The sequence below is a fragment of the Nordella sp. HKS 07 genome, assembly GCF_011046735.1.
Taxonomy (GTDB): Bacteria; Pseudomonadota; Alphaproteobacteria; order Rhizobiales; family Aestuariivirgaceae; genus Taklimakanibacter.
On sequence record NZ_CP049258.1, the window covers coordinates 428,822 to 441,307 of the forward strand.

Here is a 12,486-nt window from a genome sequence, read left to right on the forward strand (position 1 = left end):
CGAGGAGGAGCCCTTGCGGCACCCCCTCACCGGTCTGCGGCTTAAGCGAGAGACAAGCCCGGCAGGGGCATCTCATATTCGGTCGGAGGGATGACGAAGGACTTGATCCGGTCGCCATAGGTCCAGATTCTCATCTCGTGATAAAGCGGAGCGATCCTCGTGCCGTCATGCAGGAAGTCGTACACTTTCTGGAACGCCTCCGGCCGCTGATCTTCCGGCACGCTGACGGCAGCAAGAATCAGCGGATCAAGCTCTTTGTCTTCCCACAAATGCCCGTCAGTCCCGGGCTCCAGCGTGGTGAGAAAGAATTGCTGGAGGGAATTGAACGGATCGTAGGGTGCTCCGTTGGTGACGAACAGGGAAATGTCGTATTTGAACTGCGGGATTTCACCGTGCCTCGCCGCGTGATCGACATTGCGCAATGTCATCCCGAGGCCCGCTTCCGAAAGCATGCTTTGCAGAACTTCGCCCAGCGAGCGCGAGCCGGGGATCGCATCTTCCGAAATCACGAGGTCCAGATTGAGCGGCTGCCCATCCTTTGAGCGAACCCCCTCGCCCGTCCAGCCGGCCTCGTCCAGCAGCTTCTTGGCCTTCTCGACGTCCCGTTTCGGAACGTCATACCGTTTTCCGGAATGTGCGATGACTTCAGGATAGAAGTTCATCGTCGGTGTAGCGAAGCCCTTGAGCAGCGATTTGCAGATCGCCTCACGGTCGATCAGCAGGCTGATGGCCTCACGTACCTTGGCATCCTGGAATACGGGCCGGCGCGGGTTGAATCCGAGTATCATCGTGTCCGTCCCGACGTCGGTGGCGATCGTCATGCCGGCGGATTTGAGCGTGGTTGCATCCTGCGGGCTTACCGCCGCGATGAACTTTCCTCCGGCCGCGTCGATATCTCCGGCGCGGAGCGCCGACATGCGGCTGCGCGCATCGGGGATGACGACCAGGCTCACCCGCTCAAGTTGCGGCTTCTCGCCCCAATATTTTTCATTCGGAACCAGATCGGTCCCTTCCGGTGTATCTTTCTCGACTTTCCACGGACCGGTCCCGATCGGATCCTTGTAGGAGCCATCGGCGGCAACCGCTTTCGGGCTGAGGAAGCGGACAGGCCGAACGTAGGAAAATTCAACCAGGCCCGTCGGCGTCGGCTCCTTGAAGTGGACGGCCACTGTCATCGGGTCGATGATCTCGAGCTTCTCGAAGTTCGCCGATATCCGAAGCCAGTTATAGTTCTCCTTTGGAATCCACCTTTCCAGATTCCACTTCATGGCATCGGCGTTCCACGGCTCGCCGTCGCTGAAGGTCACGTTTGGCCGCAACTTGAATGTGAATACCTTGGCATCGTCGCTGATCGTCCAGGATTCGGCGAGCGCTGGTTCGATCTTGCCGCCCCTTGTATAATCGACCAGCGGATCGAAGATCATGTCCTGGACAGCAAACACGCCAACATAGCGCTGCGGGTCCAGGTTTCCGGAAGCCCGCGCCAGTGGAAGCTTGAGGACCTTGGCGTCTTGCGCAAGGGCCGGAACAGCGCCACCGCAAACACCCGTCAAGGAAGCCACAGCCGCACCTGACAAGAATAGACGTCGTGTGATTCTCATCGTCGTTTCCTTCCCTTCCAGTTTTTGTTCTTTCGGGCGTTTGTCCGGAGCTGTTGTGCGCCATCGCCTCGTTGGGCCAATATTTACTTAAACGGGATTTTGCGTCAATATGCATATACGTATTCGGCCGGGCCCAGATCATAATCTAGACTGCGTATCTTCAACGGGCTGGTTATGATCTGAACGCGCTAGCGCATTAGGTGGAGAGCGCGCGTGATACCACCCTTCGTCTTCCTTTCCTTGCCATTTCGGTTGACGGCGCCTGCCGCCATTGGCTGAAATCGTCCGATGAAATGATATCTGTCGCCGGGATGTATGAGCCGAACTTCCGTGACCGGCATTCCCGATCGCCATGTATGGCGGTCAAGGACAAGGCAGGCGCTACCCTCTGCTACCTGAAGAAGCTTCGCCGTAGCCTTGTCTGCCGGCATCGCGCCAATAAGATGCTCAGCTTCCGTCCACGGCACCATCTTGAGCAACCAGGTGCCGGGTGCAACGTCTTCGAAGCTTTCTTCCAGCGCACTGGGAATTGCATGCGGATTAATCACGCGCTGCTCAAGTGCGACGGGAAGTTCATTGATGCGATGCAAAGCCCTTATTTTAATGGCCTTGTGGCCAACAGGAAGGTCAAGGCTCTTTGCTTCCAGTTCGTTCGCCGGGGCAATCTTGCGCTCGATGAGTTCATACCTGTAGAGGAGACCCGCGAGCCTGGCCTGGGTTTCGAAATCGCGCAGCTCCAACAGAGACTGTTCGATCTGAGGGGCGGAGACAAATGTCCCTGCTCTCCGCCTGCGGGTGACAAGACCACGCGTCGACAACGCGCTGATCACCTTGTGCACCGTCATGCGCGAGCAGTCATACTCGATCATCAACTCATGCTCGAACGGTATGCGGTGACCCGGTGCCCAGATGCCAGATAGTATGTGATGTTCGATATCCCGCAGAATCCGTTCAGAAACGGCTCCGCTAACAGGCTTTGACTGCGGCTTTCTTCGTTTCACGACATGCCCCACGTTTCCCATTTTCTTCTGGCGTTCACGCCAGCGGGTTGAGGCGGCAATTCCGTGAAGTGACGCTTCCCCGCTATTCCGAAATATGTATAGATGTATTTATACGCATTGGCAAATGGACCACACCCTGTCATGACGAACGCGCTCGAATGGGTGAACAGCACTAGGTCTCTGGCTCGCCGGCAACGCTCGCTTGGACCAGGCTCCGCACCATTCAACCTCTATCCGCCGAAAACGGATGGCGATGAATGTCTTGAGTACCCGGGTCCCTACCCTCTCGAAATCGAGTTTGACCTAAGCAACCTGCCGGCCGGCTACTTTGCACGCCAGACCACATCAGGCCTCGAACAATGGCAGGAAATCCTGCCGGCGCTCGCGCCGCAACTCTCCCTCGGCGAGGGCGGCACGCCTCTCATTGAGTCCCGGTCGCTCGGCGGATGGGCAGGTTGTGAAGTGCTCGTCAAGGACGAGAGCCGCAATCCAACCTTCAGTCACAAGGATCGGCTCAATCTCTGCACCATAAGTGCCGCTCTGGCCGCGGGAGCGCCCGGAATTGCCGTTGCCTCGAGCGGCAATCATGGCGCGTCCGCTGCAGCCTATGCGGCGCGTGCGGGCATTCCCTGCATCCTCATCACGGCAAATGGGACGTCAGCTGGCGCCCAGGCTTTCATGCGCGCCTATGGCGCTGCCGTCGTCTCTGTTCCGGTCGAAACAAGACGCGAGCTTCTTCTCAGGGTTGTCAGGGAGACGGGCTACATGCCGGTGAGCAGTGTGACGGAAAGACATACCGGTAATCCGTTCGGGCCTGAAGGGTACAAGACCATCTCCTACGAACTGTTCTGCCAGCTTGGACAGAAGGCACCCGCTGCGGTCTTCGCACCGACAGGCTATGCTGAATTGCTCTTCGGTCTGTGGAAGGGTTTCAACGAACTCAAATCATTCGGTCTGATCAAGGAAATTCCGCAAATCGTTGCCTGCGAGCCGGCGGCGCGCGCGCCGCTTGCCAAAGCTGTGGGGATTAACGCAGACTTCGCGGAAGTTGAGGCGGCTCCGACCAATGCTTTCGCGATTGCCTGCACCATCAGCTCCTGGCGTGGCCATCTTTCCGTGAGCAGGAGTGGCGGCTTTGCGCGGGCGGTCTCGGATGAGGAAATCGCCGATGCGTGCGCGGAATCAGGCAAGGCGGGACTGTGGCCCGAATTCTCGGCCGCGGCAGCGCTTGCCGGCGTGAAGCAGGCAGTTGCCGCAGGACGGAAGTTCGAAGGCCCGGTTGTAGCGATCCAGACGTCCTGCGGTTTCAAGGATCCGCCAGGTCCAGGGAGTCGGGTGCCCGAGATTGAACCGACCTTTTCTGCGCTGCGGAGCGCTTTGAGCAAAGAATACGGAGTACGCATCTGATTGCTGTCCTTGCCCACATTGTGCGAGCAAATGCAGACAGAATTTTGCCAGCCAAGGCTTAGGCAGCCCAATCCAGGAGCATGGATATGCGCAAGACCGCCGGGCGGAATCAAAAGCGTGTGAAGGAGGAGCGAAAGCCGGCTCAAGAGCGCTCCGCTGAACTTTCAGACCACGACTCTGAACTTTCCCCGCGCGAAATCGAGATTTTCGCGGCTGTCATGTTGCATGCCACCACAACCAGGGCGGCGGATGCCCTGAACATCACCCAGCCTGCGGTGAGCAAGGCGCTCATTCAGTTGGCCAGGAAATCCGGATTCCAGCTATTCAGGAAGAACCGGCAGCGTTTGATCCCTACGCCGGAAGCTCACATGCTATATGCCGAGGTGAAGCGGGTTTTTGAGTCTGCTCGAAGCATTTCGCGTGCAGCTCGGGATATCCGCGAGTTGCGCCGCGGCCGGCTTAGTATATGCGCGCTGCCAGCATTCGGACTGACCTTGCTTCCCTCGATCATTTCGAGCTTTGCACGGCTACACCCCGCTCTTGCGATCTCCCTCGATATCCGCAGTTCGGTGACAGTAATCCAGCGAGCCGGCCGCAATCAGCTGGATATCGGTATTGGAGTAACGTCGTCCGAAGAAACACCTTCGATTGCAAGGCGGACGCTGACCTCGACACCGCCGGTGTGTGTCATGCCAGTCGGACATCCCTTGTCGAGGCTTAAGGTGGTGCAAGCTGAAGATCTCGACGGCCTGGATTTCGTTTCCATGGCGCCGGGTGACCCGGTGCGCCAGCAATTGGACGCCCTGTGCGAGGAGCGTGGCGTCAAACGCTCCTTGAAAGTCGACGTCAGCCTGTCCAGTGCCTGTCTAAGTCTGGTCGCGTGTGGCGTGGGCGTTTCAGTCGTTGACCGTCTCTCAGCCTGGATGGCGAAAGACCTGCCTATTGAGATCAGGGACTTCCATCCGCACCTTGATCTGAGCCTTAGCGTATACCGGCCTTGGGGTGTCATGGCATCAACGATTGCCGATGCCTTCACTGATCATCTTGTCCTGAGCACGCGAAGCTACCTTGATGCCGTGGATGCTGGCATCAAGGATTTGGCGCGGTCCTGACTGAACTTCGGCAGCCGGGCGGTGTGTTCGTTACCGTCATTTCGTTTCAGGCCGGGACGGCGTTCGCAGCTTTTCTCCTGCCGAAACCGGAATCCGGCGCAAAGAAGCGAGCGGGGCGGAACGTCTCAAGCTCCTGGCGCATCTTTCCGCGAATGATTTCATCGGCCATTGCGCGGCCCAAAAAGGGAGCGAGCGTAACACCACTATGGGTTACAACGGCATAGTAGCCGGCGACATCCGGCATCGGGCCGGCGCAGGTGTAACCGTCGCGCGGGACGGGACGCACGGTGGTCCGAATGGCCTCAATGCTCCCGGAATTCAAGGCCGGGACAACCCTGCGCGCGGCTTCGAGCAGTGTAGTCGCCTCGTCGCCACCGGGCTGAAGCTGCTTCGCCTCCGACAGGGTCTGATCAACCGAGACTTTGTGGATCATGAGCCTGCCGGCTCCATCGGGACGAACATCCAGGTCATCGGCGTGGAACTGCCTGCGAAGTGTAAGTCCCATGGGAAGTGTGAAGGCGAGCACGCCAATCGTCGATGCCATCGGGACCGCCGGTACGCTGCCCAGTGCGCGATCTGAAAAGCTGCCCGTACAATTGATGACGACGTCGGCCGCAACGAGTTCACCCGGAGCCGTTCGCACGCCTTTCACCTGTCCGTTGTGCGTCTCGACCGCTGCTACAGGCTGATTGAGGCGGACAATGGTATTCCAGCGCGCGGACGCCTTACGCAGTAGCGATGCAGAATAAAGAACGGGATCGACCCATCCCTCTTCCGGGTAGTAGGCGACAGGAGCACCGCCGACGGCTGAGACATCGATGTCCGGTTCTATCCGGGCAAGATCGTTCTCGTCGATCCACTCGACCGCGTATCCCCATTCCTGCAACTGCTTGAATTCCTCCCGCTGCTGACTCAATCCGGGGGCGGTCGTCCGCCATTCAAGACTTCCGGTCTGCACGAACCATGGGACGTCGCCGAAGTCGCGTTTCAATTCGAGATGAGCTCGCATGCCGGCGACATTCAGCGCAAAATATGACCGGGGCGTTTTAGTGGTGGCATTTGTCCAGGCGAAACTGACGGCGGACGCTCCACCTGCGAGCCGCCCGCTGTCGAAAATGGTCACCCTGGCGCCGGCTTTCGCACATTCGTAAGCGACGGAGCTGCCAACAATACCTGATCCAACAACAACTATGTGCATGATGTAATCCACACAATCCAATTCCGGGGGCTTTCCGTAGCTATAACTCACCAGGCGGGCTTCGAAGTCAACGTACCGAACAAGAGCCGTTTATCGGCTGCAGTTATGAACTGGTCCTGGCACCTTCGGGTGGCCCTCCACTATGATGCCGGGCATCAAGTTTGATCATCGCAGTTATGAATTTGGCCGCCGTCGCCACAGCGTGGAATGCTAGCGTTCACCGGTACGCTTTATCGGAACGGGCGCAATGGACCAGTCGACGGCCGAAAATCCTGAGGAAGCCGATTTTCTCATCCTCGATGCAAATGCCGTCAAATCCCTGATCGATATCAGCCAATCGATTGATATCGCTGAAAGAGCGCTGAAAAAGACATCCAACGGTACCGCTATCCAGGACATCCGACGTGTTCTCGAGTTCGGAGAGACCGGGAGGTGCCTGTCGATCATGTATGCGAATGTCAACGACCTGCCTGCTTTCGGGGCCAAGGTCCTTTCCGTTTACCCGGGGAATTTCGCCCACGGACTGCCGTCGCACCGCGGCGGTATCCTGCTGTTTGAACGGCAGCGCGGGCGGCCCGTTGCGCTGGTGGATGGCGGCGAGGCGACCGCGTGGCGCACGGCCGCTGCCAGCGCCGCGGCAACGCGGGCGCTGTCACGGGCGGAGTCTTCGACCCTGGCCTTGCTCGGTTATGGCGAGCAGGCGCAAAGGCACGTCGAGGCAATTGCGTCGGTACGGCCAATTCGCACCATCCGCGTCTGGGGGCGGGATGTCGAAAAGGCGGAGCTTTTCGCAAAAACGCAGCGCAAAGCCGGATTTGATGCCAAGGTTTGCGAAAGTGCCGGCCAGGCGGTGTCGGGAATGGATATCGTGTGTACTGTCACCACGGCCCAAACCCCGATTCTATCTGGTCAATGGTTGACGCCTGGAACGCACGTCAACGCGGTCGGCGCCAGCGTTCCAAGTTGCCAGGAGATTGATGTCGAATGCCTGCGGCGCGCACGGGTGTGGGTTGATTACATGCCAATGGCTTTGACGGCGGCCGCCGAGCTGATCCAGGCTGTGCGGGAAGGCATCATTCAGGAAACCGATATTTGCGGAGAGATCGGGGCGGTTTTTGAGAAGAAGATACCAGGCCGTCAGTCGGCGTCGGAGATCACGTTGTATCGCTCGCTTGGGGTCCCGGCGCAGGACATAGAACTCGCCAACTTCCTGTACGAAGCGGCGGCCAGGTCCGGTACCGGAGTCCGGGTCAAGTTCGGAGGATAGCCATGCTTGTTTGCCAAAAGGATAAATTCGCACTGCCGAGGCATATTGCTTATCTCGATGCAGCCTATATGTCGCCCATACCTCTGGCGGCGCTCGAGGCTGGCAAGGTTGGCACCGCGGTCAAGACCGAGCCCTGGAAGATGACGATTGCCTCCTATTACGATGAAGTCGAAGAGGCGAGAGCCTTGGCGGCATCGTTGATTGGAGCCGACGCAGAAGACATCGCGATCGCAGCGGCTACAAGCTACGGCATGGCTGTCGCGGCCAGGAACGTACCGGTGCCACCAGGATCAGCGATCCTCTTGATGGAGAACGAGCATCCCTCGCATCGTTATATCTGGCACGAACTCGCAGAACAGCGTCGGGCGCATGTGCGGATCATCGACAAACCCTCGGACGGCGACTGGACGGCGGCGTTCGTGAAGGCCATTGCCGATTGCGACATCCCTGTCGCCGTGGTCGCGGGAACTATGGTGCATTGGTTCGAAGGAACGGCAATCAATTTAACAGCCGTGACCCAGGCCAGCAGAGCGGCAGGCGCATGTCTGGTCGTGGACGGCACGCAGTGGGTCGGCGCCCTCCCCTTCGATGTAAAAACCGTGCGACCGGATTTTCTTGTTTTTGCTACTTATAAATTCCTGCTTGGCCCCTATCGCCTGGCTTTCCTTTATGCCGACAAACGCTGGCATGGCGAGGGCAAGCCCATCGAGCATCATTCGTGGAACCGCGTCGGTGGTGACAAGTCCGATTTCTACAGGGTGGAGGTTCCCGCCTTCCTTCCTGGTGCTCGGCGGTTTGACATGGGGGAGCGGTCGGACTTCGCGGTGATGCCAGTCGCCATCGAGTCGCTCAAGTTGCTGAACGGGTGGGGTGTCGAAAACACCTTCGCCCGATTGCGGCATCTCAACGATCTCGCCTGGAAAGAAGCGGTCGGCCGTGAACTGATCCGCGAGCCGAACCCGCTCAGAGCTCCGCATATTTCGATCCTGGATTTCGGCGACCACGTGCCCCCGGATCTCGCGACCCAGCTAAGGGCGAACAACGTCTATGTTACCGTGCGGGGCAGTAAGGTGCGGATATCGCCGCACGTGTATAATGACGAGCAGGACATTTTGGCTCTTTTCAACCTTTTGGCCTCAATACTCAAAGCATGAGTTAGCTGAAGAAGCCCTCCTTGCGTGTAAAAACGTGAGCATGGCGGACACTCTTTCCACCCAAGTTCGGCGCTATTCCATTGGGAATACATCAATAATCAATCAGCCTCGCTGGGCGGCCCTACCATGCAACCTGCCAGCAGCTACTTTGGAGGGCGAAAAGCGCGCTAACCACCGGTGACGCTCATATGGCGCGACAGAGCGGGCTTATTGTGGCGCCGGTCGATGATGAAGTCATGCCCCTTGGGCTTGCGCGAGATCGCTTCATCGATCGCAGTATTGAGAAGATCATTGGCTTCCGAGGCACGTAACGGGGCTCTCAGATCCGCCGCGTCTTCCTGGCCGAGACACATGAACAACGTCCCAGTGCAGGTGAGGCGAACGCGGTTGCAGCTCTCGCAGAAATTATGGGTGAGAGGCGTGATAAAGCCGAGCCGTCCGCCCGTTTCCTTGACATTCACATAGCGGGCTGGCCCACCGGTGTTGAAGGGGATGTCCTCGAGTGTAAACTGGTCCATGAGGCTGGCCCGCAGCACCGAGAGCGGCAGATACTGTTCGGTGCGGTCGCCGTCGATATCGCCGAGCGGCATCGTCTCGATAATCGTCAGGTCCATGCCGTCGCCATGGGCCCAGCGGATCATTTCGGGGATCTCATCGTCGTTGACGCCTTTGAGGGCAACCACATTAATCTTGATGGCAAGGCCTACGGCTCGGGCGGCGCATATGCCTTCCTTCACTTTTTTGAGGTCGCCCCAGCGGGTGACGGCGCGGAATTTCTGCTCGTCCAGCGTGTCGACCGAGACATTGATCCGTCGCACCCCGTGCTCGTGGAGCTGCATTGCATAGCGGGCAAGCTGGCTGCCATTTGTGGTGAGGGTGAGCTCTTCAAGTGCGCCTGATTTCACATGGCGACTAAGATTCTCGATCAGCGACATCACGTTGCGGCGCACTAGGGGCTCGCCACCGGTAAGCCGGATCTTGCGCACGCCGCGGCGGATGAATGCCCCGCAAATTCTTTCAAGCTCCTCGATCGAAAGAAGCTCCTTTTTGGGCAGGAACGTCATATTTTCCGCCATGCAGTACACACAGCGGAAGTCGCAGCGGTCGGTCACCGAAACGCGCAAATATGTAATGGGGCGGCCGAACGAGTCGATCATCGACGCGGCACGGGCCGCAACAAAGGGCTGTAACATCTGATTCATGTGACGGCATTCCCTGGCACCCACATATATCAGATGCAGGCCGGCGTCTGAGCCAGCCTGCACACTACCTCGCTACGAGGCGACGTAATTCCAGGACTTGAACGAAAGGTCCGCCACCGAGGCAGGCGCATCCGAAATCTTCCGGATGTTCGCCCAGGTTTGCTTGTAGTTCGGCAGGATCAGCTCGTTGACTCCGGCATTGATGACGTTGCCCTGTGCGCCGTTTTCGGCGCCGAAGAGCATGAACGTTTCCTTCCGCCGGGCGGTGGGCTCAGGATACACCATGGCCTGGGTCGCGCCGACGTCGTTGTAGACCTCGACCAGATCGCCCGCCTTGAGTCCAAGATCTTTCATGTCCTCAGGATTGATCTGAATGTAAGGATAGGGAAAGCGGTCAATTACAAAGTCATTGTCCCTATCGAGGAACCAGTTCTGCCAGTTGATATTGGACCGACCGTTATTGATGAGGAAGGGATAGCTGTCCCGCTGCGAGGCCTTGCCCGGTGCCTGCAGCCCGCGCCAAGCCCCTGCAAGGAACAACGCCTTTTTGTCGTCGCGGCCGTGCCGGTCGAACTTACCGTCGGCATAAAGACGCTTCGTCCCGACCAGCTTGCCGTCCTTGAAGTCGACGACCGGCTCCTGGACACCGTTGGTGCCCATGTTCCGCAGCCGTTCATAGGTGACGATCTTGCCCGTGTTGGCATGATAGCCATCCATGAAAGCGTCTTCCTCAGTCTTCCAGTCGAAGCCCTTGAACTGGTCGGCGTACTCGTTGCGGCCTTGTTCTCGCAAAACCCGTTCAAGGTTCTGGGCGATACCGGCAGCGATCAGGCAGTCGGGCTTGGCCGAGCCGGGACCATCCATGTATTTCTCGACGAGCCGCATGCGTCGCTCGCCATTCATGGAAGTCAGATTCATCTCGCCCGATTCTACAGCCGGCAGGATCACATGAGCCGCTTGGCCGATCTGGCTGTGTATGATGTCGACGTTCACCGAGAAGAGGCCGCCGGCCTCGATCGCTGCGACAATGGCTTCAACCAACTCTTCGCGGGTGGCTCCGGTGCGCGCGTCCATCGCCTCCTTCACCATATTGGTGCGGCGGTTGTACTCCCGCTTGAAGGCGCTGGCGTTGAGTGTGGTCTTGTAGTGGTCGTTGGCCCATATGTGGTGCACCTTGCCCCTTCCCGCGATCAGCAGCTGATCGATGTAGGGGGCCGGGCGACCTACATGGGCATCAGACGGCCGCATGTATCCCTCCTGATGGCCGCCGAGACGACAGACACCGCCTCCCTCGCGGCCGACATTGCCGGTGGCGAGCGCGATGTTCACGAGCGCCCCGATGGTGCGGTAGTTGTCGTTGCCCCAGATGATGCCCTTTTCGTAGGCAGTCACGCACTTGCGACGCGAACCATCGTCCTTTGGCTTAGCGATCCATTCGGCGGCCTTCGCGATGTCCGCTTCGGAAACGCCGCAAATCTTTGCGCCATCGGCGAGTGACATCCTGCACTCGACACGTGCGGCTTCGAACCCGCCGAGCGCCGCGGGGTGTGCTTCATCGAGAGATTGGGCCACATCGCCCTGGAAGGTCGAGTTGGCGATGAAGTCCTTGTCGATCCAGCCTTGGTCGGTGATGTAGGTGAAGAGCGTGTTGAATAATGCGAGATCGGTACCGGAGTTAATCTGTAGGTATAGGACGTTGTCCTTACCCGCTTCCACCTCGCAGGCATTGACCGTGACCGTCCTCCTTGGATCGACGAGGATGACCTTGGCCCCTTTTCGCATACCCGGAACCATATGATTGAGGAAAAGGTTCGTCTGGGTCTCGAGCGAGTTGGCACCGATCAGGAACATCGTATCGGTCAACTCATAGTCCTCGTAGCAGTAGTTGAGTTCGCCAACACCCATGTCGCGGGTCGAATGGACTTCGGAGTTGTAGGCAGGCCGGTTGTGAATACGGCAGTTCTTCACTTTCATTGAACCGAAATAAAGCTTGCCAGTGCCCCAGGTATTTTCATAGCCCCCAGCCGAACCGCCATGGTCGAACATCGAAACGAAGAGATCGTTCTCATTGTCCTTGTCGACAACGCGTGCGGTGACCCTGGCCACGAGATCAAGCGCGTCATTCCAACTCGTCGGCTGCCAAGTGCCGTAGCGCCAGACCATTGGCTCAGTGAGGCGCTGCTGCTGGGTGCCCGTTATGTCGGAGCGGCGATTCTCGGCCATGCGGGCGCCCCGCACGGAGCCCAGCCCACCATTCACCACGCAATCCTTGTCGGGCTTGATGACGAGATGCACATCCTTCCCGTCCTGCTTGACGATGTTATACATGGACGGGGAATACCAGGCGACCGTATCGGCCTCCTGCTGTTTCGACAGGTCGACGCCGAAGACGTTTTCGTTTGGCGCTGTTCCGCCCTGTTTGTTCACGGGCCAGGTATAGGCGTGATAACCGCAGCCCACGATGCAATAATGGCAGGTTACGTTGAATTTTTTGGCGTCGGCGGGAATGATCGGCAAACGATCTATGTTTCTCTTGAATGCCAT

At 58.5% G+C, this 12,486-nt stretch carries 9 protein-coding genes; 4 read left to right on the forward strand and 5 right to left on the reverse strand.

Translation table 11 applies throughout. The features are described from left to right. Positions 1-41 precede the first annotated feature (41 nt). Positions 42-1,601, reverse strand: a complete 1,560-nt coding sequence (locus tag G5V57_RS02045) for an ABC transporter substrate-binding protein (RefSeq protein WP_165165969.1) — start codon at positions 1,599-1,601, stop codon at positions 42-44. A gap of 188 nt (positions 1,602-1,789) precedes the next feature. Continuing rightward, positions 1,790-2,602, reverse strand: coding sequence for a histidine utilization repressor (hutC, locus tag G5V57_RS02050; RefSeq protein ID WP_246737489.1), 813 nt, complete (start codon positions 2,600-2,602; stop codon positions 1,790-1,792). 141 nt (positions 2,603-2,743) lie between these two features. Between hutC and G5V57_RS02055 the strand changes: the two genes are divergently transcribed. Then, positions 2,744-4,009, forward strand: a complete 1,266-nt coding sequence (locus G5V57_RS02055) for a pyridoxal-phosphate dependent enzyme (protein WP_165165971.1) — start codon at positions 2,744-2,746, stop codon at positions 4,007-4,009. A gap of 86 nt (positions 4,010-4,095) precedes the next feature. Beyond that, positions 4,096-5,121 (forward strand): LysR substrate-binding domain-containing protein, encoded by a 1,026-nt coding sequence (locus tag G5V57_RS02060; RefSeq protein WP_165165972.1) that lies wholly within the window; start codon positions 4,096-4,098, stop codon positions 5,119-5,121. Positions 5,122-5,167: 46 nt separating this feature from the next. Here G5V57_RS02060 and G5V57_RS02065 read toward each other — a convergent pair whose 3' ends face one another. Further along, positions 5,168-6,331 (reverse strand): FAD-binding oxidoreductase, encoded by a 1,164-nt coding sequence (locus G5V57_RS02065; protein ID WP_246737490.1) that lies wholly within the window; start codon positions 6,329-6,331, stop codon positions 5,168-5,170. Between the two features lie 235 nt (positions 6,332-6,566). Here G5V57_RS02065 and G5V57_RS02070 point away from each other — a divergent pair, with 235 nt between their 5' ends. Continuing rightward, positions 6,567-7,586 carry an ornithine cyclodeaminase family protein gene (locus G5V57_RS02070; protein WP_165165973.1) on the forward strand — a complete coding sequence of 340 codons (1,020 nt, stop codon included), beginning with the start codon at positions 6,567-6,569 and terminating at the stop codon, positions 7,584-7,586. 2 nt (positions 7,587-7,588) lie between these two features. Continuing rightward, positions 7,589-8,740, forward strand: coding sequence for an aminotransferase class V-fold PLP-dependent enzyme (locus G5V57_RS02075; RefSeq protein WP_165165974.1), 1,152 nt, complete (start codon positions 7,589-7,591; stop codon positions 8,738-8,740). A 167-nt stretch (positions 8,741-8,907) separates the two neighbouring features. On the opposite strand, the gene moaA is transcribed toward G5V57_RS02075, so the two are convergent. Next, complete coding sequence (moaA, locus tag G5V57_RS02080; protein ID WP_246737491.1) at positions 8,908-9,942, reverse strand: GTP 3',8-cyclase MoaA; 1,035 nt, start codon at positions 9,940-9,942, stop codon at positions 8,908-8,910. Between the two features lie 72 nt (positions 9,943-10,014). After that, a complete protein-coding gene (locus tag G5V57_RS02085) occupies positions 10,015-12,486 on the reverse strand; it encodes an arsenate reductase (azurin) large subunit (protein ID WP_165165975.1) in 2,472 nt (823 codons plus the stop codon).

What these genes read in the sequence shown, in the direction of transcription:
- G5V57_RS02085 (WP_165165975.1), bottom strand. Translation starts at nt 12,486, where the DNA reads ATGGCATTCAAGAGAAACATAGATCGTTTGCCGATCATTCCCGCCGAC.
- G5V57_RS02045 (WP_165165969.1), bottom strand. Translation starts at nt 1,601, where the DNA reads ATGAGAATCACACGACGTCTATTCTTGTCAGGTGCGGCTGTGGCTTCC.
- G5V57_RS02060 (WP_165165972.1), top strand. Translation starts at nt 4,096, where the DNA reads ATGCGCAAGACCGCCGGGCGGAATCAAAAGCGTGTGAAGGAGGAGCGA.
- G5V57_RS02075 (WP_165165974.1), top strand. Translation starts at nt 7,589, where the DNA reads ATGCTTGTTTGCCAAAAGGATAAATTCGCACTGCCGAGGCATATTGCT.
- G5V57_RS02055 (WP_165165971.1), top strand. Translation starts at nt 2,744, where the DNA reads ATGACGAACGCGCTCGAATGGGTGAACAGCACTAGGTCTCTGGCTCGC.
- G5V57_RS02070 (WP_165165973.1), top strand. Translation starts at nt 6,567, where the DNA reads ATGGACCAGTCGACGGCCGAAAATCCTGAGGAAGCCGATTTTCTCATC.
- moaA (WP_246737491.1), bottom strand. Translation starts at nt 9,942, where the DNA reads ATGAATCAGATGTTACAGCCCTTTGTTGCGGCCCGTGCCGCGTCGATG.